The sequence below is a fragment of the Priestia sp. FW507-14D1A genome, from assembly GCF_058781295.1.
Genome location: NZ_JBYSWQ010000001.1, coordinates 121,315 through 143,581 on the forward strand (window position 1 = coordinate 121,315; position 22,267 = coordinate 143,581).

At 39.5% G+C, this 22,267-nt stretch carries 32 protein-coding genes and 1 pseudogene; 5 read left to right on the top strand and 28 right to left on the bottom strand.

Going from position 1 to position 22,267, the window contains the following annotated elements; all coding sequences use genetic code 11:
- Nucleotides 1–240 precede the first annotated feature (240 nt).
- Nucleotides 241–387 carry a YjcZ family sporulation protein gene (locus AC3WJG_RS00750; protein WP_013057978.1) on the top strand — a complete coding sequence of 49 codons (147 nt, stop codon included), beginning with the start codon at nucleotides 241–243 and terminating at the stop codon, nucleotides 385–387.
- Nucleotides 388–701: 314 nt separating this feature from the next.
- Here the strand turns inward: AC3WJG_RS00750 and AC3WJG_RS00755 are convergent, their stop codons facing one another.
- From AC3WJG_RS00755 to AC3WJG_RS00765, 3 genes are all read right to left on the bottom strand, one after another.
- Nucleotides 702–1,148, bottom strand: coding sequence for a GNAT family N-acetyltransferase (locus AC3WJG_RS00755; protein WP_337134187.1), 447 nt, complete (start codon nucleotides 1,146–1,148; stop codon nucleotides 702–704).
- 20 nt (nucleotides 1,149–1,168) lie between these two features.
- Nucleotides 1,169–1,552, bottom strand: coding sequence for a MerR family transcriptional regulator (locus AC3WJG_RS00760; protein ID WP_025751010.1), 384 nt, complete (start codon nucleotides 1,550–1,552; stop codon nucleotides 1,169–1,171).
- Nucleotides 1,553–1,921: 369 nt separating this feature from the next.
- A complete protein-coding gene (locus AC3WJG_RS00765) occupies nucleotides 1,922–2,857 on the bottom strand; it encodes an aldo/keto reductase (RefSeq protein WP_028409322.1) in 936 nt (311 codons plus the stop codon).
- Between the two features lie 273 nt (nucleotides 2,858–3,130).
- On the opposite strand from AC3WJG_RS00765, the gene AC3WJG_RS00770 reads away from it, so the two are divergent.
- Entirely contained in the window at nucleotides 3,131–3,346 is a 216-nt protein-coding gene (locus AC3WJG_RS00770; protein WP_013057984.1) for a hypothetical protein, read from the top strand.
- A gap of 34 nt (nucleotides 3,347–3,380) precedes the next feature.
- On the opposite strand, the gene AC3WJG_RS00775 is transcribed toward AC3WJG_RS00770, so the two are convergent.
- A complete protein-coding gene (locus tag AC3WJG_RS00775; RefSeq protein WP_492587881.1) occupies nucleotides 3,381–4,301 on the bottom strand; it encodes an EamA family transporter in 921 nt (306 codons plus the stop codon).
- A gap of 108 nt (nucleotides 4,302–4,409) precedes the next feature.
- Between AC3WJG_RS00775 and AC3WJG_RS00780 the strand changes: the two genes are divergently transcribed.
- On the top strand, nucleotides 4,410–5,309 hold the full coding sequence (locus AC3WJG_RS00780) for an AraC family transcriptional regulator (protein WP_098965230.1): 900 nt from the start codon (nucleotides 4,410–4,412) through the stop codon (nucleotides 5,307–5,309).
- Between the two features lie 31 nt (nucleotides 5,310–5,340).
- Here the strand turns inward: AC3WJG_RS00780 and gvpU are convergent, their stop codons facing one another.
- The 16 genes from gvpU to AC3WJG_RS00860 form a co-directional block, all read right to left on the bottom strand.
- The gene (gene gvpU / locus AC3WJG_RS00785; protein ID WP_014459206.1) at nucleotides 5,341–5,757 is read right to left on the bottom strand and encodes a gas vesicle accessory protein GvpU; all 417 of its coding nucleotides are present in this window, start codon (nucleotides 5,755–5,757) and stop codon (nucleotides 5,341–5,343) included.
- Nucleotides 5,758–5,780: 23 nt separating this feature from the next.
- Entirely contained in the window at nucleotides 5,781–6,650 is an 870-nt protein-coding gene (gvpT, locus tag AC3WJG_RS00790; protein WP_492587883.1) for a GvpT/GvpP family gas vesicle accessory protein, read from the bottom strand.
- A 36-nt stretch (nucleotides 6,651–6,686) separates the two neighbouring features.
- Nucleotides 6,687–6,989, bottom strand: a complete 303-nt coding sequence (locus AC3WJG_RS00795) for a gas vesicle protein (RefSeq protein WP_013057989.1) — start codon at nucleotides 6,987–6,989, stop codon at nucleotides 6,687–6,689.
- Nucleotides 6,990–7,010: 21 nt separating this feature from the next.
- Complete coding sequence (locus AC3WJG_RS00800) at nucleotides 7,011–7,295, bottom strand: gas vesicle protein K (protein WP_013057990.1); 285 nt, start codon at nucleotides 7,293–7,295, stop codon at nucleotides 7,011–7,013.
- Nucleotides 7,249–7,536 (bottom strand): gas vesicle protein, encoded by a 288-nt coding sequence (locus AC3WJG_RS00805; RefSeq protein ID WP_013057991.1) that lies wholly within the window; start codon nucleotides 7,534–7,536, stop codon nucleotides 7,249–7,251. Before AC3WJG_RS00805 ends, AC3WJG_RS00800 begins: the two co-directional genes overlap by 47 nt.
- 17 nt (nucleotides 7,537–7,553) lie before the next feature.
- The gene (locus tag AC3WJG_RS00810; protein ID WP_337134194.1) at nucleotides 7,554–8,363 is read right to left on the bottom strand and encodes a GvpL/GvpF family gas vesicle protein; all 810 of its coding nucleotides are present in this window, start codon (nucleotides 8,361–8,363) and stop codon (nucleotides 7,554–7,556) included.
- A complete protein-coding gene (locus tag AC3WJG_RS00815; RefSeq protein WP_028409328.1) occupies nucleotides 8,364–8,630 on the bottom strand; it encodes a gas vesicle protein GvpG in 267 nt (88 codons plus the stop codon). It lies immediately after the preceding gene.
- 1 nt (nucleotide 8,631) lies between these two features.
- Entirely contained in the window at nucleotides 8,632–9,399 is a 768-nt protein-coding gene (locus AC3WJG_RS00820) for a GvpL/GvpF family gas vesicle protein (RefSeq protein WP_013057994.1), read from the bottom strand.
- A 14-nt stretch (nucleotides 9,400–9,413) separates the two neighbouring features.
- The gene (gvpN, locus tag AC3WJG_RS00825; RefSeq protein ID WP_337134197.1) at nucleotides 9,414–10,340 is read right to left on the bottom strand and encodes a gas vesicle protein GvpN; all 927 of its coding nucleotides are present in this window, start codon (nucleotides 10,338–10,340) and stop codon (nucleotides 9,414–9,416) included.
- 28 nt (nucleotides 10,341–10,368) lie between these two features.
- Nucleotides 10,369–10,635 carry a gas vesicle protein GvpO gene (gene gvpO / locus AC3WJG_RS00830; protein WP_013057996.1) on the bottom strand — a complete coding sequence of 89 codons (267 nt, stop codon included), beginning with the start codon at nucleotides 10,633–10,635 and terminating at the stop codon, nucleotides 10,369–10,371.
- 75 nt (nucleotides 10,636–10,710) lie between these two features.
- On the bottom strand, nucleotides 10,711–10,977 hold the full coding sequence (gvpA, locus tag AC3WJG_RS00835; protein ID WP_013057997.1) for a gas vesicle structural protein GvpA: 267 nt from the start codon (nucleotides 10,975–10,977) through the stop codon (nucleotides 10,711–10,713).
- Between the two features lie 19 nt (nucleotides 10,978–10,996).
- Nucleotides 10,997–11,470 carry a gas vesicle protein GvpQ gene (gene gvpQ, locus AC3WJG_RS00840; RefSeq protein WP_028409330.1) on the bottom strand — a complete coding sequence of 158 codons (474 nt, stop codon included), beginning with the start codon at nucleotides 11,468–11,470 and terminating at the stop codon, nucleotides 10,997–10,999.
- Between the two features lie 25 nt (nucleotides 11,471–11,495).
- Entirely contained in the window at nucleotides 11,496–11,981 is a 486-nt protein-coding gene (gene gvpT, locus AC3WJG_RS00845; protein ID WP_028409331.1) for a GvpT/GvpP family gas vesicle accessory protein, read from the bottom strand.
- Between the two features lie 60 nt (nucleotides 11,982–12,041).
- Nucleotides 12,042–12,302, bottom strand: coding sequence for a gas vesicle structural protein GvpA (gene gvpA / locus AC3WJG_RS00850; RefSeq protein WP_013058000.1), 261 nt, complete (start codon nucleotides 12,300–12,302; stop codon nucleotides 12,042–12,044).
- A 447-nt stretch (nucleotides 12,303–12,749) separates the two neighbouring features.
- Entirely contained in the window at nucleotides 12,750–13,235 is a 486-nt protein-coding gene (locus AC3WJG_RS00855) for a YflT domain-containing protein (protein ID WP_337134200.1), read from the bottom strand.
- Between the two features lie 112 nt (nucleotides 13,236–13,347).
- The gene (locus AC3WJG_RS00860; protein WP_337134201.1) at nucleotides 13,348–14,565 is read right to left on the bottom strand and encodes an MFS transporter; all 1,218 of its coding nucleotides are present in this window, start codon (nucleotides 14,563–14,565) and stop codon (nucleotides 13,348–13,350) included.
- A gap of 109 nt (nucleotides 14,566–14,674) precedes the next feature.
- Between AC3WJG_RS00860 and AC3WJG_RS00865 the strand changes: the two genes are divergently transcribed.
- Nucleotides 14,675–15,544 (top strand): LysR family transcriptional regulator, encoded by an 870-nt coding sequence (locus AC3WJG_RS00865; RefSeq protein ID WP_098332102.1) that lies wholly within the window; start codon nucleotides 14,675–14,677, stop codon nucleotides 15,542–15,544.
- Between the two features lie 27 nt (nucleotides 15,545–15,571).
- Here the strand turns inward: AC3WJG_RS00865 and AC3WJG_RS00870 are convergent, their stop codons facing one another.
- From AC3WJG_RS00870 to AC3WJG_RS00890, 5 genes are all read right to left on the bottom strand, one after another.
- On the bottom strand, nucleotides 15,572–16,051 hold the full coding sequence (locus AC3WJG_RS00870) for a DUF2798 domain-containing protein (protein ID WP_337134204.1): 480 nt from the start codon (nucleotides 16,049–16,051) through the stop codon (nucleotides 15,572–15,574).
- Nucleotides 16,052–16,315: 264 nt separating this feature from the next.
- Nucleotides 16,316–17,560: a glutamate-aspartate/proton symporter GltP gene (gene gltP / locus AC3WJG_RS00875; RefSeq protein ID WP_028409336.1), complete on the bottom strand. Its 1,245-nt coding sequence runs from the start codon at nucleotides 17,558–17,560 to the stop codon at nucleotides 16,316–16,318.
- A gap of 201 nt (nucleotides 17,561–17,761) precedes the next feature.
- Nucleotides 17,762–18,100, bottom strand: a complete 339-nt coding sequence (locus tag AC3WJG_RS00880) for a zinc ribbon domain-containing protein YjdM (protein ID WP_337134206.1) — start codon at nucleotides 18,098–18,100, stop codon at nucleotides 17,762–17,764.
- A gap of 90 nt (nucleotides 18,101–18,190) precedes the next feature.
- Entirely contained in the window at nucleotides 18,191–18,391 is a 201-nt protein-coding gene (locus AC3WJG_RS00885; RefSeq protein ID WP_014459191.1) for a hypothetical protein, read from the bottom strand.
- A gap of 30 nt (nucleotides 18,392–18,421) precedes the next feature.
- Nucleotides 18,422–18,604: a hypothetical protein gene (locus tag AC3WJG_RS00890; protein WP_043981345.1), complete on the bottom strand. Its 183-nt coding sequence runs from the start codon at nucleotides 18,602–18,604 to the stop codon at nucleotides 18,422–18,424.
- Nucleotides 18,605–18,779: 175 nt separating this feature from the next.
- Here AC3WJG_RS00890 and AC3WJG_RS00895 point away from each other — a divergent pair, with 175 nt between their 5' ends.
- Nucleotides 18,780–19,094, top strand: coding sequence for a hypothetical protein (locus AC3WJG_RS00895; protein ID WP_337134210.1), 315 nt, complete (start codon nucleotides 18,780–18,782; stop codon nucleotides 19,092–19,094).
- Nucleotides 19,095–19,123: 29 nt separating this feature from the next.
- Here the strand turns inward: AC3WJG_RS00895 and AC3WJG_RS00900 are convergent, their stop codons facing one another.
- The 3 genes and pseudogenes from AC3WJG_RS00900 to AC3WJG_RS00910 all read right to left on the bottom strand — a co-directional run bounded on the left by AC3WJG_RS00900 (nucleotide 19,124) and on the right by AC3WJG_RS00910 (nucleotide 22,171).
- Nucleotides 19,124–19,735, bottom strand: coding sequence for a CBO0543 family protein (locus AC3WJG_RS00900; protein ID WP_337134212.1), 612 nt, complete (start codon nucleotides 19,733–19,735; stop codon nucleotides 19,124–19,126).
- 38 nt (nucleotides 19,736–19,773) lie between these two features.
- On the bottom strand, nucleotides 19,774–20,274 hold the full coding sequence (locus tag AC3WJG_RS00905; RefSeq protein WP_028409340.1) for a CBO0543 family protein: 501 nt from the start codon (nucleotides 20,272–20,274) through the stop codon (nucleotides 19,774–19,776).
- A 297-nt stretch (nucleotides 20,275–20,571) separates the two neighbouring features.
- Nucleotides 20,572–22,171: pseudogene (locus AC3WJG_RS00910) on the bottom strand (gamma-glutamyltransferase family protein).
- Between the last annotated feature and the right edge of the window lie 96 nt (nucleotides 22,172–22,267).

Genomic DNA, 22,267 nt, shown 5'->3' on the forward strand with positions numbered 1-22,267 from the left:
CTCCTTCATTATGTACGCAGGCTAAGGAGGAATTGGTATTAGCCTGCTTTGTTATAACATGGGGGCTCATATATGAGATCTTGGGATGATTCATCCTATGTAGAAAGTGAAAAAAAGTACCGTGTCCATCTTATTTTCTTATCTTTTTTTTATTTTCATTGAAATCATTGGATATTTTTGGAGCACTTTTGCATTTCAGGCATATGTTAAAAATGTACTCAGAACTTGGAGGTGAAATATATGGGCTTCTATGGTGGCTGTGGTTATGGCGGTTACGGTTACGGCGGCGGCTGCGGATTTGGCAGTGGCTTTGCTTTAATCATCGTATTATTCATTTTATTAATCATCATCGGCTGTGCTTGCTGGGGAGGATTTGGCGGTTGCTAATCATTAGAAATAGTGATAAACAGCTTCATTTACGCTAATTTTTTTACCAAAAGCTAGCTTTCCACTTTATTATGAAAAAGCAGTGTCCACATAATGGGCACTGTTTTTAAATGTGCTTATGAACCAGGTAATAATAAGACTAGCCATTATAAAAAAATAGATTTTTTTAATCTGCCGTTTCTTGTCTGCTTCTTCCCCTCACCTTATTTTTCTTGTTCATACTTCCTTTTCTTCTACATATTAATAGATAAAAAGATTAATTATAAAGAGAGTCACTCTGCAACTCTCTTCCTGCTCTATGTAGATGCTAAACATTAAACAAACGTTTTTTTCAAGACAACGCGCTGATCATTGACAGTATAGCCGTTTCTTTCATAAAAAGCCTGTGCAGCTCCTCCAGTCGCCGTCAAGAGATACAAGCTGTTGATATCGTGTCTTTGAAGTTCGTTCTCAAACCGGCTTAAGATAGCTGAACCGTACCCTTTTCCCTGCACGTTTGCGCTGACGCAAAGCTCGGCCACGTAAAAGATCATACCGCTGTATGATTTTTTTGCGTGACCTGCAATCATTCCAATCAGCTCTCCTTGGTCATAAAATAAATAGCCCATAAATTTAGGTGTGTTCAGTAAATCAGTCAGCCTTTCTCTAGCTGCTTTCTCTGTCCACGGCTCATTCCAAGGTGTTTTTGTAAATACATTCATATACAAGTTAATACACTGCTGCATATTCTCTGCAGTGAGAGGTACTACTTTTCCGATCATTTTTACGCTTCCTTTTTTGTTTAGTTTGAAGGCTTGTTAACAATTCGCTCGTACATTTCCGGCAGGTGCTTAATTTTATAATCAATCGTCTCAAGCTTGTGATGGATTTCTTCGATTTCTTTTTGTACCGCTTTTTTATGATCCATCAGCATTTGCAGACTTTTATCAAGCACGGCATTTTCAAGCGTACAGTTTTCAATAAGCGTCCGAATGTCCTTGATTTGCATCCCTGTGCTTTTTAAACAGCAGATTAAATCAATCCATTCAATATCTTGTTCTTTAAAAATACGATTCCCTGACGCTGTACGATCTAAAAATGGAAAAAGCCCTTCTTTATCATAATAGCGAATGGTATAAATTGTCACGTTCAATTTCTTTGCCACTTGTGAAATGGTATATGTCATACTGCTTCCTCCTACAATTAAACTTCTCAGAAAAACATGATGATTTTGTCTTGACCTCTAGTTATCTCGAGGATTTATTCTTTTATAGTCTTCTTCATTGAGCTCTTTATGCTGCAGCCTTTTTGTACAAGCAGCAAGCAACATATATTTAAACCTGAAAGGATGAATACGGTGAATACTGCTCACATGATGCTTACCATTGTAATTGGCGGTTTTATTGCCTTTTTGTTAGGTCTTGGGGTCACAAAAATAATTGAGCTGCTGCTAAATCTTTTTCTAGCTTAACCAGTAGTTACTTATCGTAAAACGCAGGTAACTCCGTTCCATATCCGAACGGAGTTACCTGCTTTATTTTAAAAACTGCAGCGCTTAAGGCACCATGTTGCCAGCGGCTTTATAAATATCGTACCACTCTTCGCGCGTTAACTTGATTTCTGAACCTTTACTTGCATCTTTCATACGCTGAATATTTGTAGTACCAAGCACCACTTGAATATTTGCAGGATGAGTTGTGATCCACGCAACGGCAATCGCTGTATTCGTCACGCTATACTTACTTGCGATGCGATCAATCACTTCGTTTAGCTTTCCAAATTTCTCTTTGTCGCCTAAGAAAGGTCCTTCGAAAAATCCGTTTTGGAATGGCGACCACGCTTGAAGCGTTATATCATTTAAACGGCAATATTCAAGCACGCTGCTGTCGCGGTTCACAGCTTGGTCGATGCCCATATTTAAAGAAATACCAGAGTCTATAATTGGCGTATGTGCAATGCTGAACTGCACTTGGTTTACGACAAGCTTTTGGTTGATATATTTTTCAAGCAGCTGAATTTGCGCTGGGTTGTGGTTCGACACCCCAAAGTGACGTACCTTTCCGCTGCTTTGAAGCTCATTAAACGCTTCTGCTACTTCTTCAGGGTCCATTAGCGGATCTGGGCGATGAAGTAATAAAAGATCTAAGTAATCTGTTTTTAAGCGCTCTAAGCTGCCGTTAACAGAGTCTATGATATGCTTCTTTGAAAAGTCATAGTAATTTTTCGCTGCGTTAATTCCGCATTTACTTTGAATCACCATTTTCTCACGAAGACTTGAATTCATTTGTATAGCGTTTGCAAAATACTCTTCGCATTGTCCCACATAATCAGGACCGTAAATATCAGCATGGTCAAAAAAGTTAATTTCTTCTTCCATCGCTGTGCGGATTAGCTTCTCTGCTTCTGGTAAAGAAAGCTCTGTTAAACGCATATTTCCCATAATTAAATTTGATACGTGTAAGTCAGTATTAGCAATTGTATGATACTTCATATAAAGCCCCTCCTTGAAATGATACTACTACAAGATAAACCATAGAGTTAACTCTAGGTCAAGCAGAAAGAATAAAAGATTTTATAAGCAGCGACGGTAAAACACCCTATCTTTTTTGGTAAAAAGATGAAATACTAGGTTGTGGTGTGATAAAAGTCACTGCCGCTCTGCATTTCATTTAGTAGTATATGTTACGTTCTTTTCTTTCTTTTTATCGAAGCTTATTTCATAGCAATACATCAATTTACCAGGCAAAGGAGCTTATCAATCACTATGCAGAAAACGAAAGCAAAACGATTTGAAATACAGTATTCCGTTCTAAAAGATGAAGCCAAAATCAAAGGAACTTTTGTGATAGAATCTGCTAAAAACCGAGATGACGCATCAAGACTTGCTAAATTAAATGTCTCTACAAAAGAAAGAGTGTTTATTCAATATGTAAAGATTTTAAAAGTCAAACGAGTTTCTACAGATTCGGCGGCAAAGTGACATTGGTTTGCTTCTTCTTTTAGCAAGCCCCTATTTATGCTGAAAGTGTCGTCTTAGAAGATGCTTGTTTCGTTCGTGTGAGTAATAAAACTAATCCAATAATACAAGCTGTGCCTATCCATTGATAAAAACCAAAAGGCTCTTTCAGCCAAACAACGGTTGTAATAACAGCGGCTAAAGGCTCTAAACTTCCAAGCAAACTCGTTTCTTTAGGTAAAAGACTTTGCAGGCTTTCTACATAAAACCAAAAAGCAAGCATCGTGCCAAAAATAATGACAAATAAAATATATCCCCAGGTTATTGGTGATAAGCTTGACGCTTCCCAAGGAGGATGAATAAAGCTCATTACCCTTCCCCCAATTACCATTGACCAGCCAACGATGACAAGCGAACTGTACTTTTTGATCAGCGGCACGGCATACAGCGTATAAAATGCTGCTGCTACACCTGACAGCACTCCCCAAGCAACGGCAGATATAGGAACAGACAGCTGAGAAATAGAGCCGTTTGTTAATAAAAAAAAGCAGCCTCCCAGTGCCAGCAAAACAGTGATGACGTCTTGTCGCGTAAATATAGACTGCTTGCGCAAAAGCAAATAAACGATAATCATCACCGGTGATAAATACTGCAGCAGCGTAGCTACTGCTGCATTTCCATGCTTAATAGAAGCCATATACGTATACTGAACGGCGAGCATACCAAATATGGCAAAAACGACGAGCTGAAGAGCTGCCTTTTGGTTCTTCCATACTCCAAGTACGTGAGAACGATTATTTTTTATACATGAAATCATTAGCAGCAAAAAACCCGCAATGAGCAGCCGTACTGAAACAAGCCAGTCTACACTGATTTCAAATTCTTGAAAAAGCTTTTGAGCAACCGTTCCTCCCATCCCCCAACATATAGCTCCAGTTGTTACAAAGAAGAACCCTTTTTTCCGGCTGAGATTGTTCATCTTTCATCCCTCACTTTTATTATAAGAATAGTGTTATAATAAATGAAAAACGGGGCGAGAAATACGCATATTGCATTAAAAAATATAAATATATTGAGGTGACCATGTATGCCAGCAGCCCATTTTAAAATTGATGAAAACTTAAAAGAGCTAACGACCCATCGCACCGTTGAGCTGCCAGTAGCATGTTATCAAACGACGATCAGTGATCACATCAACGGCTACATCCCTCTTCACTGGCATGATGAGCTTCAATTTGTATTAGTTATAAAAGGAGATGCGTCTTTTCAAATAAATGAAAAAACAGTGACTGTAAAACAAGGCTACGGACTGTTTATTAACAGCGGATGTCTTCATATGACTGAAGACACAAACAAATCTGGGGGCGTGTACATTTGTTTAAATGTTTCTCCTCATTTTCTTGTGCCGCAAGAGCTTTTCACAAATTACGTTTATCCCTACATTCATGCAACGAATCTATCACATTTATTCATCAGTCCAAAGCAAGCCTGGGGGAATAACGTGTTAGAGTCTATACATAAAATATACACATGGATTCATAAGCAGCCGCACCACTATGAAATAGAGATTGCCTCTGAACTCAGCATACTGTGGAAAAATTTAATTCTTAACGGTTTGCAGCTGAAATACAATGAAAAAGAAATGATCAAAAATCAGCGAATGAAGCAAATGCTCAATTGGATTCATTTGCACTTTGCTGAAAAGATTACGCTCGATGATATTGCCAAAGCCGGACAATTGAGCCGTTCTGAATGCTGTCGATATTTTAAGAAAATGTTAAAAAAATCGCCTTTGACCTATGTATTAAACTATCGAATTCAGCAAAGCTTAGTTATGCTGCAGCAAGCAGAAGCAAATGTGACGGACGTCGCTTATCAAGTAGGATTTAATAGTACAAGCTATTTTATTAATCAGTTTCGAAAAGAAATGAAGATGACTCCGCTCATGTATCGAAAAAAGAAGCTGCACATCTCATCACATCACTAAAAAAACGGCAGGGCAATCACCCCGCCGTTTTTTATGAACTCTTTTTACTCGTTGATTTTGCATCAGAAATCTTTCCTAAAAAAAACCCGTCTACTTCTGCTATTTTCCCTCTCCAAAAGATCTTTCCTTTAGAAGGAGTAGATTTACTGTCTCCACAGTAAATCTTTGTATTTTTCAAATGAATAAAATGGGCTTCTGCTTCTCCGTTTGATTCACTCGCTTCGCTTGCTAAAGAGAATTGTTCGCTTAGCGCCTGAGCCACTTCACTGCCTTCTTCAAACGTTTCGCTTAAGTAATCAAAGTATTCTTTTGCTGAAATCATGGTACCGGAAATCACAGCGCCGTTTACATTTAATGAAATATCAAGTGAAAAGCCGTGTTTATTAGAAGCTTTCACAAAGTATTCAAGCGTACTGTCTTTAGTTGAAAAAGAAGGGCCTGTACTCATGTCTTTCTTTCCTCCTTTACGCCTTAGGCTGTTGTGTCGTCTTCACTAGAAAGAGATGTTGGTTCATCATCTTCTTCGTCCGTGTTTTTCTTTGCTTTTGTATTTTTTGATTTTTTAGCTGTTGACTTTTTTGGTTTCGCTTCCTTTTTTTCTTCTTCGCTTTCATCTTCGTCTTCTTCTTCTGTTTTTACTTTTTTATTTTTTTTGTTTGAGCGAGAATCTTCCTCTTCTTCCTCGCTGTCTTCGTCACTTTCACTTTCTTCTTCCTCTTCTTGCTCCTCTTCTTTTTTATCCTTTTTACGAGGCTTAGATGTTTCTTCTTCGTTTTCGTCGTCCTGCTCGTTTTCTTCGTTCTCTTCTTCGTCGGAATCTGTATCTTCCGCTTCTTCATCTTGATTTTTATTGAGGCTAAGCTCAACAAGCATGTTCATTTTTTCTTCAAGCTGTGATAAGCGATCTTGAAGAGTTTGATTTTCTTCTTTTAACTCGTCGTACTCTTGAACGTTATCGTCTTCTGTTTCGCTACTAGAAGAATTTACGTTTTCTTCATCATCTTTTGATTTATCTTTATCTTTTTTAAACAAGCTTCCCGCAGATGTTTTCAGGCTGGCCACACTGCTTTTTGATTTTTCTTTTACCTTTGTTCCTAAATCAGATGCTTTGCTTTTTAATTCGTCTGTATCAATGCGGTCAAGGAGACTTTTTCGATTTTCAGGAGTCGATACATATCCAATCGTTGCACCGATGATACCTCCTGCTACCGCTCGTTTGATTGGCCCGCTGCTTGTTGTTTTGCTTGCTTTTGAACCGTTCTTTTCTTTTGAACCGTTTTCCGTATTTTTATTTTCCTTGTTTTCTGCCTGTGTGTTATCTAATTTTGTTTCAGTTGCCATTGTAAATCCCTCCATTTTTTAAGTAGCGTACAGTTTTTAACGTTTCGTTTCTATTTTTTCTTCAAGCGTTTTTAACCGCTCATGCAGCATTTTATTTTCTTCTTCGAGCGCTTTGTTATTGGCTCCTTTTGAACTGAGATAGGGATCATTTTCCCACCAGTCCATGCCGATTTCTTTTGCTTTATCAACGGAAGCCACAATCAAGCGGATCTTTATCGTTAATAGCTCGACATCTGCAATTCCTACGGTGATGTCCCCTGCTATGACGACTCCTTTATCCAAAATCTTTTCGAGCACATCTACAATCGTACTTGACTGCATATTATGTTCGACTGCCATACTGTTCCTCCTACTGACCGCTTAAAGCAGGCTGCCTAGCGGTCCAAGATCAATATTTAAATCTTCTGCGTCCAGACCGAACACCTCTTTCAACTCGTCCATTTTTTCTTCTAAGTTCATTAGTGCAATTCCTAAGTTTTCAATTTGTTCGTCCGTCAACGTTCCACCCTCCACCCGCCTCATGGCATGACGTTCAACGATTTGCCTCAATAGCTCAATAACTGTCATCACAAGCTGCGCTAAGCCTTGTTCAGCTTGATCAGGATCCAAGTGGATTCGTCCATTTGCTTGGCTGACCGGTTGCATCCATTAATTCCTCCTTTTGTTTATCAAATTGTTCAGAAGTGATTGGTTTGCGATTTCCTTCTTTTGCTTGAACCAGCGTTTCAACCGAAGAAATAAGCACCCGCAAATCCAAATACACTAAATCGACGCCGGCTATGGAAATGATTAAGTCTCCTTTAATGGCGACTCCTTTATCTAAAATGACATCTAAAATATCAATAAGAGCAATATCTTTATTCTCCATGGATTGTTTAAGAGACATAATGTTAATTCCTCACTTTACGCAAAGCTCGAGAAATGATAGGGCGGCCATGGTCCCGTCACTTCAAATTTCCAGCCTTTATTTTCAAGTTTTTGCTGAAGCTCTTCTATTTCGGTTACAAACTTAGTGATCTGCAGAGACGGGAGAAGAAACACGCTGTTCCACGCCATCTGTTCAGCTGCGCCCGTTACGTCCTTGCTCCAATTCTTTTTAACAGAGTCATAAAGCGATAACTCTTTAAGCTTGTCATGTATCTCTTCACACACTTTATTTTTGTGAAGTTCTAATTCTCTTTCAATCAGCTGATCTATTTTTTTCTTTTCAAAAAACTGTCTTCCTGGTGATAAGTGACTAATTTCTTCTTTTTTCGCTTTCACGCTTTCATTCGTTTCGCTGATTCCTTTTTTAAGCTCCGTATCATCACAGTAAATCTTCACGTTCCACTCTTCATTTCCTTGAAGCAGCGTCAGTGAATTCTCTATCTTTTCTTTGTTAATCTCAATAGCTGCCTGCAGACTTTCTTCACTTTTATAAATGGTACAAAATTTTAATGGAATGATCGTAAATTCTTCGTACAAAGCGGCTACCGTCTCGTGATGATGAAAAGCTTTTTCCTGCAGCCAGCTCATATCCTGCTCCATTTTTTCTTGAATCACTTCTTCTGAATAGGTGTCAGCATCCAGTTTAGAAACTACAGCCGTCACCTGATCAAACGCAATTGGGTACAGTGAATGTTCTCCGTCAAACCCTTTATAAGATGGAAACGGCTCTATGGCTGCTGCTTCTTTTGTTGGAATTAAACCGTATAAATACAGTAATTCTCCCATCTAGTCTTCCTCATTTCTTTTTTTTGTTAGCTCTTCCCATTGTTCAATTTCTCTGCGCTTCGCGATTTCGTACCTCATTAACAATTCATCTTCTTTTTCTTGAAACGCTTCTTCCGGAATTTCACCAAGCTCAAACATCATTTGAAGCTGAATGAGTTTTTGCTGAATCGTCGGAAGGTCATATAGCTGTTTATCAGCTTCTTCCTGTACTTTTTCGCCGATTTTCACTACAAGGTTAATAGGGGCGGTTACTAATTTGTGAAGCACGTTATTTCTCTTCTACTTTTAGGCGAATGTTCACAAAATTATAAGCAGGCCATGGACCGCTGTAATGAAAATCGGCTTTGTCTTTCCAGTTTTCATGCGCTTCATTCACTTTTTCATCAAACTTCGCTTCATCTTCTCGGTTTATTAAGAAAGATGCGTTTAAAAGCATCGTTTCGCCCGTTGGCTCATTTGCTTTTGCTGCTTCCGCTGCTTCTTCAAGCGGTGAAAACACATCTGTCTTGACTTCTTTTTGCAGGGAAGTAAACATCTTTTGAGCCATTCCCCCAAGTTGAATACGCTCATAATAACCGGCTGCTTCTGATTTTCCTTTTACGGAGGCTGATACTTTTTCAAGTTCAGGATTTTCATTTACTTTTTTCTCAAGCCATTCTTTTTTCCCAATTACTTTTAAACCGACTTCAATTTTTCCTTTGATCGCTGGAAACAGTTTTTCAAACTGCGGATAAAGGTTTTCCAAAAGAACTTTTACATCTTCTTTGGATTTGAATACATTCCCAAAGCTGATTGGAATAACCGTATCGTTCTTGTCCATAATCGCTGCTACTGCGTTTTGATGCATTAATAAATTTTGGCGATTAGGATGATAAATTTTCATCGGTACTTCAGCTGCTACCATAGCTGCGTCTTTGTAGCGAATCAAAAATGTTTCAGCTTTTGTTCCTTCTACTTCCACGGCGCCAAATTCTTCGTCTTTATCCGTTTGAATGGCGCTAAAAATATAAATACCTGTTTCGTTTGTTTCACTCATGTTTTCAAGCTCCTTTACTTTTCTTCAATGTCTATATTCCTACATTCTTCTAAAATGATTTTTTCGGCTTTGCTTTTTGCATTTTCTTCATCCAAACATTTGGTAAGCGGATGATGCAAAATATCGATACATAACGTTTGAAAATCTTCGTCATTTCCATCGATAGCAATGTCTTGCTGCGTGGCGAGAGTAGCGATCATAAGCGAAGCCCGAAGGCTAAGTCCGCTGCTGTTTTCGTCTCCAGAGCGGTTTCGCACGTTTGCTACAAGCGTTACAATTGTGCGCGCTTCGTCTTCTTCTACGTCCGTTTTCTCCGTTAAAATCGCTGTCTCTCTGTCGATGTCTTTATAATCAATAAACATGGTAATTAACCTGTCAAGAAGCGCATCTTGCGTATCATATACGCCGGCATACTCAGCTGGATTGCTTGTGAAGATGACGCGAAAATCGGGATGCACGCGCACAAAAGGATCAGTCATTTTCACTCCATACAGCGGAAGCACGCCTTCTTCTAATATTGATAGAAAGATATTATTCGTTGCAGGCTTAGACCGAGTAAATTCGTCGTAAATCAGCGTATAGCCATTTTTTACAGCTTCAAGCAATCGGCCATCCTGCCAGTTTTCACTCACTTGTTCATCTTTTTTATAGACAGAACGAACATATTGGTCGATTACTTTTTTGCTCGTGTATCCCGTAAAATCGCCAATTAAATCTTTATTGTTGAGCTCGTGATTCCCGTGCATCAGCATTACAGGACGCTTTCTCTTTTTAGCAAGCGCTCGCGCTAAAGAGGTTTTGCCTCCGCCGGCAGGACCTGTAAAATGAATGGAATAGCCGGATTTTAAATAGCTCAGCGCTCTTGAAAGAACCTCTTTTGTCTCGTCATCTTGTATAAAAGCTCCACTGCCTTTTTTCCTTTTGTCTGTTAAGACGGTCATTTTTACGTTCCTCCTGCCATCTTATCGTCTATGCTTCAATGCCAATGGCGCTTCTATATCTGACGTCGAGTCGTTTGAATGAAATGACTTCTTTTTCTTTATTTAAAAAGCACTCGTACGTTCCGAGCATTTCATCTTTGGCGTATTTTTTCATGTATTCTCGTTCTTCAATGACTTCAACAATAACTCTCCAGCCTTCATCTTCAGTAGCTTCCACCGAGGTAATTTTATGAGGAGGAGCTACGTGTTCACCGAAAAAGTCGTTCACGGCTTGCATAATTTTTTTAATTTCCATTTTTAGTAGCCTCCAATAGTTAAATCTAAAAGCTGGAACCACCCCCAAAAAAGGAAGGTTCCATATCACTTCATATTAAATACTAAAACGCGGCTGTCCTTCACTTGAATTTGAACGTTCAGGAAGACCGTTTTCTTCTACGTCGTCACGAAGAAGCCCTACTGCTTCTGCATAGCGTAACCATGTATCAACACTGGCAATAACCACTCGTGCTTCAATCGTTAAAATTTCAATTCCTACAACAGAAACCCTTGCAAAAGCATCAATAACAATTCCTTTATCTAAAATACGGTCAATGACTTCTGCTAAACTTGAACTATTAGTACTTTTTTGAATAGACATATCTCATTTCTCCTTTCGCTCATGATCCCATTGTTTTTAAATCAGTAGATGATTTAATATCATTGGAACTTTTAATCTTAGTAGAGCTTTTAATATCCGTTGCTTTTTTAATCTGATTTGCGCCTTTTATTTTCCGCTTATTTTTTGACTTCTCTTTATCGTCTGAAGAAGAAACTTTTTCTTGAAAGTTTTCTCCAGCTTCTTTCACATCGCTAAGCTTATCTTTTACTGATAGTAAGACGTCTTGGAGCTTTTCTTTTGCGTCTTCCCCTTTGCCGTGTACCTTTTGGGCATTTTTTTCTTTTGTTTCCTGCAGTTTTTCTGACGCTTCATTTGCTTTTTCCTGCAGTTTCCCTTCAGTTTTTTCGACAAATTTTTCTTTCGCTTTTTCTTTAACCTTTTCTTCTACCTTTTCCTTAACAGGTTCAGGCGTGTGCTCCACTATTTTTTTTCCTGCTTTTAGTGCTGCTTTCTCCACATCTTTTTTATCCATGAAATTCCCCTTCAGGACGGATATCTTACTTCTTCGCGTCCATGAGTTTGTTTAGCATCTCTTCAATGCGCTGCAGCTGGTCGTTCATATTTTTATTTTCTTCTTTTAACTCTTCGTACTGAGACGTTTCCATTTCTGCGCTTTGGCTGACTTCTTCCTGCGCATTTCCCTGTTCATTTGATGCCTCTTCTTTTTTCTTTTTAGGTGCGAGCAGCTTGCTTAAATTGTCTTTTTCAAGATAGCCTGTAGCCGTCTGTCTTAATGCTCCCATCGCTTGCTGCGTTAGAATATCCTGTGCGTTTCTTCTTAACTCTTGTCCTGTCGCACGTACAATTTCTGATTGTCCTAAGCGGCTGAGTACTTTTTTACTCGTTTGAGGACTTGAAAGAAGTCCAATTCCCGCTCCTACTACGCCTCCTAAAATAGCAAGATTTAAAGAGTTTTGCGTTTTTTCTTCCTGCTGCTGATTTTCTTGTTTTTCATTTTGCACGTTGTTATCAGTTGTTGACATGTTCCATCCTCTTTTCTCTTATTATTATTTATTTAATGAATTTTCTTACGATTAAAAGACTTAAAAGCTAAGCCCTGCTCCTCGCTCTTCTGTTCGGCCAGGCAGCCCTTCTTCCTCTACTTTGTCGGTTAATAACCCAACGGCTTCTGCGTAGCGAAGCCACGTATCGACACTTGCAATAACGACTCGGGCTTCAATCGTTAAAATTTCAATTCCTACGAGTGATACTCGGGCAAAAGCATCGATGACAATCCCTTTGTCGAGAATTCGATCAATCACTTCTGCTAAACTAGAACTATCTGTACTTTTTTGAATACTCATTTTTAGCAGCTCCTTTTGAAATTTAGCTAAATGAATGATGCTACTAATCAACCTGCTTAACTTTTTAATTAAACATACTTTTGAAATATACTTTTTAGCCCTCTTTCAAACATGAAGAATTTGCTAAAAAGTAATTTCTGAAAATAAATTAGAAAATTATTCTACTACGTATAATAATTAACAGTTAATTATTGGATGGAATTTGCGCGTAAATCCTTCTGTTAAAGCTTTCATCAAGATTTCAATCCCAAAATAAAACAATAAATACATTATTGTTACAATAATATTACATTATAATTTAAGGCATATTGTTACTCGGTGTACCATGACATATTTTGATATTTTTAACTATTATGGAATATTATTGTGAATTAAGTTCACTTAAATAAAACCAGCGCATAAAAAAACTGCCGCACTGCGACAGCTTTCTCCTACGTATCTTACGTTCTATAAAATCATTCCAGTTAAAGGAGCTTTCGGGTTTCCATCATGATCTGAGTCTTCTTTGTCTACTAACACAAGCAAGCTTCCTTCTTTGACTGAATCATTATATTGTTCGGCCTGCTGTTTTGGAATTCCCATACTTACTAAAATACCAGACAGACCTCCTACGCTCGCACCAGCTGCCGCACCTGTTAATGTAGCTACAATCGGACCAGCCGCCACAATGGGACCTATTCCCGGTACGGCAAGAGCCCCGGCACCTGCTAATATTCCGGTTAAGCTCCCTAGCGTACCTCCGGTAAGTGCTCCAGTTGCTGCCCCTTCTGTTTTTGTATTCGTTTCTTTCTGAACGTTTTTGGTCTTTTTATGTTTGCCGATGATAGATATTTCTTCTGATGTATACCCTTCTTTTTTCAAACTCTCTACAGCTTGAATTGCTTCTTGTTCCGTTTCGTATACCCCCACAACATTCTTTGCTTTTGCTTCCATACTATCTCCTCCTCATTAATGTTGTGTGTACCCGGGAGTATGGCTTTGAAACGTTTTAGAGGATAAGAGGTCTTCTCTATTCTTAAATAAATAGCCCTACATCACTTTTCATTTAGTGACGTTTTTTATTTAAAAATGAATGAACTCGCTCTTTTTTTAACCATATTCCTCCACAAGCAATGAAGCACACAGCCGTACTAAAAGCCAACGTGTAACTCCGGAGCCAATCCACAAGGAGCCCAAACCAAATCGGTGCGAGCACGATGGCAAATTGATTGAGCGTTAACGCAATGCTTACCGTTAAACCAATAAAACGATCATCCGCTTTTTCTGCTATTAGCACGATAAACAAACTAAACCAGCCAATTGCAAAAAAACCGAGGCTAAAACAAACTGCAGTTAGTAGCCAAAAAGGCAAAGTAAATCCAATATAAGAAATTGCTATTGTTAGTCCTGCAGTCATCCAAACCGTCACTTGCAAAGGCGTTCTTCGATTTCCGTTATACACATAATCACTTACCCAAGCTAAAACAATTCTCCCCACCATTCCCCCTAGCAGTGTGATGCTCAGCAGGGTGCCCGCTGAAGCAAAATCCATCTTTATGGCTTTCGTTAAATAGCTCATAAAGTGCGCAACGATAATCATTTGAAGAGAAATCATTGAAACACCTACAAAAAACAGCGGATAGAGCGTTTTATCTTGAGAAATGCGCTTGATTTTTTGACGAAGCGTAAATGTTTCCTTTTTTTCTGACGATGATGATTGCTCTCGGTAGAATACAAAAAAAAGAAGACCTCCTCCGATAGCTGCTGCTGCCTGTACGAGAACAGCCCCATGCCACCCGTATTGATGAAACAGCAGAGGTAATGCTGCTGAAGCGACAGCGCCTCCAATCGGTATCCCCGTTTGCCGAATTCCCATGGCAAGACCTCTATGATGAGAAGGAAACCACTTCACCACCGCTTTGCTTCCTCCTGGCTGTGCTGTTCCATACCATACGCCTGCTGCGAGAAGTACGCCTGTTAGATACAAATAATGATCAGCGCTATAGGCGAAAAGCATGCTTATCCCCAGCAAAATAGATCCTCCTCCTACAAGCCACCTTTCGCCATATTGATCCATCCAGTTTCCAAAAAGCAGCATAGAAAAAATCGGACCAATTTGAACAGCTGATACGAGCAGTCCTGTTTGAAACTGCGATAAATCATATAGTCTTTGCCAAAACGCTGCCAATGGTCCTATCCCGTACGTGACAAATGTTGCACACGCCTGAGAAAGCGTGGCAATAAATAAAATCATCCACTTATAAGAAGCTTTTTGTCTGCTCATTTTCTCTCCTCCACCTCTACTTTCAGTGTAGAGAAAGAATGGTATCATGTAAAATAAGGAATAAAGATAAAAATCATCAATAAAAGTGATAGCTGAAGGAGGAAATTTGATGGATATAAAAGATTTGCTTGTTTTTACGACAGTAGCAGAAGAAAAAAACATTTCAAAAGCTGCCAAAAGTTTAAGCTACGTGCAGTCGAATGTGACGATGCGAATTCAGCAGCTAGAAGCTGAACTCGGTACACAGCTATTTGAACGCAGCGGTAAAGGCGTAACGTTAACTTCTAGCGGAGAGCTGTTGCATCGTTATGCTGAACAAATTCTGCGTTTAACCAACGAAGCCACTATAACTGTTCAAAGCAGTGCGCACACGCCGATAGGCCCTTTGAAAATAGGCGCAACTGAATCCACCGCAGCTCTTCGGCTACCGCCTTTGCTTTCTACTTATTGCACTGCCTACCCGGATGTAGACTTCATTTTAGAAACACATACAACCGATGTTCTTACTCACCTGGTTTTAACCCGAAAACTTGAAGGCGCATTTGTTGCAGGCAGCTGCGAACATCCTGATCTAAACTCTTTATTGACTCAAGATGAAGAGCTTGTACTTGTGAGCCTCCATCCTCTTCCTTCTCTTTACAGCCTAAACGATATGAATTTATTAGCCTTCAGCAGCGGATGCGCATATCGACATACGTTAGAAATGCTGTTGACAAAAGAAGGGGTGTTTCCAAAACGCATATTAGAATTTGGCACAATTGAAGCGATTATTGGGTGTATAAAAGCAGGTATGGGCGTAGCTGTGATGATGAAATCCATCGTATCTCACCATGACCATTCCTTAACGTTAACTCCGCTGCCAGAACCGTATAGAAAGGTTCCCACTTTTTTTATTACGCGAAAAGATGCCTTTGTATCGGCGGCTTTACGTGAATTTTCTTCTCTTCTTATCGAACAGCTTTGCATAACAAAACCCTAAGAAAATAGGCGCTCTTAGGGTTTTGACTTAAGCAGCTGCGGTATTCTTTTTCACAAATTTCATGAACAATAAGCGAACTAAAGGTCCCATAATAAGAAGCTGAAGCGGGTATGCCACGATAAAGTTTTTTATAACGATCAATGCATAGCTTGAAAGAAGCGGCTCTCCGTCTAAACCTTTCGTAAGTGACATCGTAATTAATCCATATACAGACATAGAAAGCACCATTCCAATAACCATACATGATGACAAAATCAACACGACTTTTAACTGTTTTGACTTATCAAACGGCAGTGAAAATGCTACTTTTTTTGCTACAGGACCGACAAAAAAAGTTTCGACAGCCATGGCAACTGCAAAGGTGATAACCAAGTTCAAAATACCTTCTGCGAGCGTGATATGCCCGATGACGTCATTCATTAACATGTTATACACCGTCATTACAAGCACCATCCCTCCGCACATCATCATTCCAAAATACATACTCTCTTTTTTAGTTGTTGGCACATTCCTCATCCTTTTCATCTTTTTTACTTGGCTTAGTATAGCTTTTTATCTTCCTTCTTCGTAAGTGAACAATTTGTGAACATTCATCTAAAAAATGCCCTGTGACCAAAAAACAGTCACAGGGCATTTTTTTAGACTTAAGCGGCGCGTCCTCTTTTTTTGAGTAGAGCTGAGTATGACAAATTACTCTAGTCTACATCGTTAATAAATATTTAGAGATTTAACAAAAAACCCCCGCTTTATGAGCTAAAGCGGGGGTTGGTTTTATAGAGATTCCGTGTGAGATGCAGGCGGGATCGGCGTTTGGGTGCGGAATACTTTTTCCCATTTTGAGACGACGATACAGGCAATCGCGTGGCCTGGAACGTTGACTCCTGTTCTGGCCATATCCATAATGCGATCCACTCCTGCAATAATTGCCACTCCTTCAGCCGGCAGACCTACTGCGTTGGCTGTTGCTAAAAGAACAACGAGTGAACCTGACGGGACAGCCGCAATTCCTTTACTTGTCATCACGAGTATAAGCATCATAAATAATTGCTGAGTTAATGGCATATCAATGTTAAAAGCCTGTGCTAAAAAGACGCATGAAACGGATAAATAAAGAGTGGAGCCATCACAGTTTAACGACAGGCCCGACGGAATAACGAACGACACAACTCGTTTAGGGCATCCGTACTTTTCCATCCGTTCCATCAGCTGCGGCAGCACCGTTTCCGTACTTGTTGTTGAAAACGCAATAAGAAACAAATCCCAAATCATTTTGAATACTTCAAAGTAGTTGAATTTGAATATAAACCCAACAAGCGGAAATAAAACAAATAAAATAATAAAAAGACCTAAAAAGACGGTTCCAATAAGCTTTAGCATTGGAAGCAGAAGCACAATGCCGTATTGCCCTACAGATGCAGCCATTAGCGCTAGTACACCAAGAGGCGCTGTGACCATGACAATTTGCGTTAATTTAAACATAATTTTAGCCGTGGATTCAAAAAACTTCATTGCAGGTTCGGATGCTTTCCCAACTCCTGAAGCGGCAACACCAAATAAAATAGCAAAGAAAATCACGGCCAGCAAATCATTTTTTGCCATCACATCTACGATATTTGTTGGAATGATGTTTAAAATCATTTGTTTAAAGTCCACGACTTTCTCAGTGTACTGAGACAATTCACCGATATCTTTTTTTACAAGATGAGAAAGATCGAGGCCTACTCCAGGCTTTAGCAAATTCACTAACAGCAGACCGATTCCTAATACGATGGTAGTAATGATTTCAAACCAAATAATCGTCTTTAATCCTAGACTCCCCATTTGTTTCATACTGCCGCTTCCCGCAGCACCTATGACGATAGTTGAAAAGACAATCGGCACCACAATCATTTTAATGAGCCGGATAAACCCGTCTCCTACCGGTCTTAAAGCCATCCCAAAGTCCGGGAAAAAGTGCCCGATAAAAGCTCCGATTACTAATGCAATTAAAATTTGAAACGCTAAAAACTTTTTCACATTTCTACCTCCCTTTTGCCTTCATGAAACGGACATCCATTCCATTAATATCCAAATACTGAGACACTTTAAGTAAGTTCGGGACATTTAGCTAGATTCCTTCTAAAATAGACAAATTGGTCTATATATTTCGCTTTATCAGTTAAAATGCATAGAAAAAAGCCAGAGTGAAGTTGTTCTTCATCCTGGCTTTTTTAATTCTTATGCTTTTTTAACAAACTGAGATTTTAAGCTCATCGCTCCAAATCCGTCAATTTTGCAGTCGATGTTATGATCGCCTTCTACTAAACGAATGCTTTTTACTTTTGTTCCGATTTTGACAACCGATGAGCTTCCTTTTACTTTTAAGTCTTTGATGACGGTAACTGAATCTCCGTCTTTTAAAAGCTTCCCGTTTGCATCTTTTACAGTCAGCTGTTCTTCTGTGCTTTCTGTTTTTTCATCTTGCCTCCATTCATGCGCACACTCCGGGCAGACGAACAGGTTTCCATCTTCATATGTATACTGTGATTGACAGCTTGGGCAATTAGGTACATTCATTTTCTTTTCCTCCAGCAGCAGCTCGTAACCAATAGTACGATTACGAGATTACATTTTTTATCTGTTTTATACTGTCACAATTTCATGAGATTAACAAGCTTTTCTATTTCCTTGCTGCTGATGTTTTCTTTTCCAAATAAGTGAGCCGATAAACAGAACAAAACCTGCTCCAAAGACAAGAAGCTGATCTAAATAAAAGTCACCTGTTTTTACATACCGTATAATAAATAATCCTCCAAACATGAGCATCAGCATACATGAAAACCGAATGAGGTATGAATTGATTTCCATCTTTCATTCCTCCTTTTTTAAGACTTTTTATTACGAAAAAAACACGAACCATATGCCGAATGTAACCGCATATAACGGTAAAATGACGGCCAGTTTTTGCTTCCACCCTTTAAAAAAAGAAGAATTACGAGGCGCAAACCAAAGCTCTAACGTGCCGTATAACAGCAGTGCTCCCGCTGCTAATATCGCAATCACAGTCTCTCCTACCTCCATACATACTCCTCGCTTTCATTCTGCGCACTTGAAGCTAAGCACAGCGTATCGTATATAGTAAATCTCATCATTATAAAAGAGCTTATATCGTGATGCGTGCGGGTTTTGAATACTTTTTTCAACCATACATTTATTACCATTATATCATAATAAAAGCAGTTTTCAGCTTATTTTTGTGATTACACTGCTTATGGAAGCTGGATTAACCTATGCGTGCTCATCCTTTTTGTCTATCCGTTTTATTGAGCTTATGTTTTTTAGCGGACTTTTGTTTTCAGTTTTGGCTTTTTGGTTTTCAAGCAGCGGAAGCAACAGCGCTCATTCTCACTATAAAACTCATTCCATGAGGTTGATGTCTGGGGCCAATATCGAACACAATCCGTTTCGTTTGCGCTGGACGGCTTATTTTCTTGCTTCTTTAAGCTTGACGGGAGTGGGCCTGATTTTTTTCATTCTGCTGCTGACCGACATTATTCCTCCAGTAAGCTAAAAAACCTGCTCTTCACAGAGAGCAGGAACTTACGAGAACAGCTTGAGAAGCAGGCATTTTCGCTTTACTTTATTCGCAACAGCTTGGGTCACATGATCTTTTAAAGGCCGAGTCAATATTCGTTTCAGCGGATGTTTTAACATTCGTTTGCTCACGGGAACTTTAAAGATAACGCTGAGAGCCACTGTTGCTAAAACCGAGAGCAGTAAGACCGCAAAAGGCTTTTTTTGAAACCACCTCGAGAAGATAAGCATCATTACATAAATAAGTGCCGACCACCCTAAATGCCAGCCGTGCCTAAATGTAATCCCTTTACACCTGAGCCCAACCCATTCTACAAAGGAAGCTGTACATACCCATTTTGTAATATATTTCACCTGCTTAGCGAGTGTAGACGGATAGGTAGCTAAGAACGACAAAATCATGAGAGGCGTAATGAACATAAGGTGTAAAATACGCAGTACTTTTAATGAAAGATGAGAAGATTTAAAATCCCAAAGCAATTTATCATTACATAAAAAGTAGTAGAGCATATTAAAAAAGCTCACGTATAAAACCCCAGCATACAGCTCGCGTATTTTGTTCCACGTTTTCTTATGGATATTTTGAAAAATCAGCCATAGAAGGACAGAAATATGCACCTTTGTTCACCTCTCTAACGTCGTTTTTAGAATCTCTGCTATTGTATTTTCGTTTCTTCCTGCTTCTTTTCAATTTTTCGAATCCATCCAATAAGCATACGGTTAAGATACGATTTTAACGTTACGCTAGTAAAAGTGTGATACCACATCCAGCCTGTTTTCCACTCGATGAGCTTCGTTCGTTTTTCAGCCCATAATTCAATAAAAAACATTGGAATCGTAAAAAACATAATTTTATATAAAACTTTTAACCCTTTATCGTAATATGTAGCTTGATTAATCATGACGGATATCATAGGATAAAGCAAAAAGTCGAACAACACGTTAATTCTAAACTGTTTTTTCAATAAGCGAGTTGGATATCGAAGAAGGCCGTGAGTTACAATAAATTTATCAATAATACCATTTGTTAAGGCGTTAAATACATAGGCCAGCAGCCAGTCTTTAATCGGTGGTTTTCTAAATAAAAAAGGGAGAATCCCCAGGGCGATAAGTAGCATTACACGTAAAAATTTCACTTCAAACTTTTTATTTCTCATCACCTTTTCGCTCCTTTCACCAAGTGTTGTTAGCCTACCTTCATGTCAATTGGCAGCTTGAGACGGCTGTTCTCACCACGCTCAATTATTGCTTATGTTAATTTATAAAGATACGCAGCAGCGTCTAATTTAAATTTTCCGTACATAACCCTTAAGTTCACGCTATCCATACATACGTAAATATTTGTTTTAGTTTTCAGTTCTTTGAAGAGATTTATACATGTGGTTGAGACATGAAAAAAGCCCAACTCTAATCAGTACGGGCTTCTTCCTTCACCTATTGTGTTTTTTTAAACGTTACCATCCGGCTACGAATCCATCCGTTCGTGATTCACTTCCTCCGCATAGCACGCCGCTTTCAGGATCTCTCCAAATAATCTGTCCGCGCCCAAATGCCATAGAATCCACGGCTACTTCAATTTTATGTCCTTTTCGTTCAAGCGCTTGTGCTACGTGGGATGGAAAAGCTGGCTCCACAAGCACCGTTTTATCTTTTTTCCACTGCCATCTGGGCGCGTCTAAAGCAGCTTGAGGATGAAGATGAAAGTCAATCGTATTCATGACGACTTGCATATGTCCCTGCGGCTGCATAAAACCTCCCATCACGCCAAACGGTCCTACGGGCTCATTATTTTTAGTGAGAAAGCCCGGAATAATGGTATGAAACGTTTTTTTATTAGGAGCAAGGCAGTTATCGTGATTAGGATCCATTGAAAAATTGTGGCCGCGGTTTTGCAAGGCAATTCCCGTTTCTGGCACAACGATTCCAGAACCAAAGCCCATATAATAGCGAAACCATGTTTCCTTCTTCATCAGCCGTTGCTAAATACACCGTTCCGCTTCCAACAGGCTCTCCCGCTTCAGGCTGCAGGGCATGTTCTTTTATAAGGCCGCGGCGATAGCTTGCATATGTATCAGACAGAAGCTCACTAACAGACACCCTCATTTTTGCTTCTTCCGTAATGTATTTTTCTCCATCTGCAAACGCAAGCTTTATCGCTTCTATTTGTTTATGATACGTATCCACGGCATCTTTTTCTAGAAGCTCAAAGCCCTTTACGATATTTAATGCCAGTAACACAATAAGCCCCTGACCGTTCGGAGGAATTTCCCATACATCATATCCACGGTAGTGAGCGCTAATAGGATTCACCCACTCAGGCTCAAAAGCAGACAAATCTTCTTTTGATAAAAAGCCGCCGTGTTTTTTACTGAATGCATCAATACGATCCGCAAGCTCGCCTTTATAAAACGCTTCTGCATTTGTTTCGCCAATGAGCTGAAGCGTACGGGCATGATGGATGGATGACCACATTTCTCCTGCTTTTGGTGCTTGTCCATTAGCCGCAAACGTTTGAAACCACGATTCAAATTCTTTGCTTGTATGTACTCGTTTAAACGTATCGTACGCTTGTTTCCATTGTCTCGCGAGAGTAGGCGCTAGCGGAAATCCTTCTTTGGCGTACTGAATGGCAGGCTGCAGCACTTGAGAAAGAGGCAGTTTGCCAAATCGCTTCGATAAAGCAGCCCAAGATGCCGGAGCACCGGGAACCGTAACGGGAATCATTCCGTACTTAGGAATATCTCTGTATCCTTTTTCCTTTAGCGCATCAATGGAAATAGACTGCGGAGAAGGTCCGCTAGCGTTTAGTCCATACAGCTGATTATTTGTCCAAACAAGCGCAAACGCGTCTCCTCCGATTCCATTTGACGCAGGCTCTAATACTGTAAGGCTCGCCGCTGTGGCGATTGCTGCATCAATGGCATTGCCGCCTTTTTTTAAAATATCAAGGCCTGCCTGCGCTGCGAGCGGCTGAGATGTAGATACCATTCCTTTTTTTGCATAAACAGGAACTCGGTAAGATGGATGTGGATGATAATGCGGATCATAGGTCATAAAAGCGCCCCTTTTTTAAATGTTGAAATTTTCTAAATAATGTAACTTCTTTATTTTACCATATTCATAACGCATCGGCTTTTTTATCTTAGAATG

Bases quoted from the DNA above. Each gene is read 5' to 3' on its own strand.
- gvpT (WP_492587883.1), bottom strand. From the start codon at position 6,650: ATGGCAACTGAAACAAAATTAGATAACACACAGGCAGAAAACAAGGAA.
- gvpO (WP_013057996.1), bottom strand. From the start codon at position 10,635: ATGGAAATTAAAAAAATTATGCAAGCCGTGAACGACTTTTTCGGTGAA.
- AC3WJG_RS00865 (WP_098332102.1), top strand. From the start codon at position 14,675: ATGGATATAAAAGATTTGCTTGTTTTTACGACAGTAGCAGAAGAAAAA.
- AC3WJG_RS00885 (WP_014459191.1), bottom strand. From the start codon at position 18,391: ATGGAAATCAATTCATACCTCATTCGGTTTTCATGTATGCTGATGCTC.
- AC3WJG_RS00775 (WP_492587881.1), bottom strand. From the start codon at position 4,301: ATGAACAATCTCAGCCGGAAAAAAGGGTTCTTCTTTGTAACAACTGGA.
- gvpQ (WP_028409330.1), bottom strand. From the start codon at position 11,470: ATGGATAAAAAAGATGTGGAGAAAGCAGCACTAAAAGCAGGAAAAAAA.
- AC3WJG_RS00795 (WP_013057989.1), bottom strand. From the start codon at position 6,989: ATGGCAGTCGAACATAATATGCAGTCAAGTACGATTGTAGATGTGCTC.
- AC3WJG_RS00800 (WP_013057990.1), bottom strand. From the start codon at position 7,295: ATGCAACCGGTCAGCCAAGCAAATGGACGAATCCACTTGGATCCTGAT.
- gvpU (WP_014459206.1), bottom strand. From the start codon at position 5,757: ATGAGTACAGGCCCTTCTTTTTCAACTAAAGACAGTACGCTTGAATAC.
- AC3WJG_RS00750 (WP_013057978.1), top strand. From the start codon at position 241: ATGGGCTTCTATGGTGGCTGTGGTTATGGCGGTTACGGTTACGGCGGC.
- AC3WJG_RS00820 (WP_013057994.1), bottom strand. From the start codon at position 9,399: ATGAGTGAAACAAACGAAACAGGTATTTATATTTTTAGCGCCATTCAA.
- AC3WJG_RS00770 (WP_013057984.1), top strand. From the start codon at position 3,131: ATGCAGAAAACGAAAGCAAAACGATTTGAAATACAGTATTCCGTTCTA.
- gvpN (WP_337134197.1), bottom strand. From the start codon at position 10,340: ATGACCGTCTTAACAGACAAAAGGAAAAAAGGCAGTGGAGCTTTTATA.
- AC3WJG_RS00780 (WP_098965230.1), top strand. From the start codon at position 4,410: ATGCCAGCAGCCCATTTTAAAATTGATGAAAACTTAAAAGAGCTAACG.
- AC3WJG_RS00890 (WP_043981345.1), bottom strand. From the start codon at position 18,604: ATGGAGGTAGGAGAGACTGTGATTGCGATATTAGCAGCGGGAGCACTG.
- AC3WJG_RS00760 (WP_025751010.1), bottom strand. From the start codon at position 1,552: ATGACATATACCATTTCACAAGTGGCAAAGAAATTGAACGTGACAATT.
- AC3WJG_RS00810 (WP_337134194.1), bottom strand. From the start codon at position 8,363: ATGGGAGAATTACTGTATTTATACGGTTTAATTCCAACAAAAGAAGCA.
- AC3WJG_RS00805 (WP_013057991.1), bottom strand. From the start codon at position 7,536: ATGTCTCTTAAACAATCCATGGAGAATAAAGATATTGCTCTTATTGAT.
- AC3WJG_RS00880 (WP_337134206.1), bottom strand. From the start codon at position 18,100: ATGAATGTACCTAATTGCCCAAGCTGTCAATCACAGTATACATATGAA.
- gvpA (WP_013058000.1), bottom strand. From the start codon at position 12,302: ATGAGTATTCAAAAAAGTACAGATAGTTCTAGTTTAGCAGAAGTGATT.
- AC3WJG_RS00905 (WP_028409340.1), bottom strand. From the start codon at position 20,274: ATGAGAAATAAAAAGTTTGAAGTGAAATTTTTACGTGTAATGCTACTT.
- AC3WJG_RS00765 (WP_028409322.1), bottom strand. From the start codon at position 2,857: ATGAAGTATCATACAATTGCTAATACTGACTTACACGTATCAAATTTA.
- gvpA (WP_013057997.1), bottom strand. From the start codon at position 10,977: ATGTCTATTCAAAAAAGTACTAATAGTTCAAGTTTAGCAGAAGTCATT.
- AC3WJG_RS00855 (WP_337134200.1), bottom strand. From the start codon at position 13,235: ATGGAAGCAAAAGCAAAGAATGTTGTGGGGGTATACGAAACGGAACAA.
- gvpT (WP_028409331.1), bottom strand. From the start codon at position 11,981: ATGTCAACAACTGATAACAACGTGCAAAATGAAAAACAAGAAAATCAG.
- AC3WJG_RS00860 (WP_337134201.1), bottom strand. From the start codon at position 14,565: ATGAGCAGACAAAAAGCTTCTTATAAGTGGATGATTTTATTTATTGCC.
- AC3WJG_RS00755 (WP_337134187.1), bottom strand. From the start codon at position 1,148: ATGATCGGAAAAGTAGTACCTCTCACTGCAGAGAATATGCAGCAGTGT.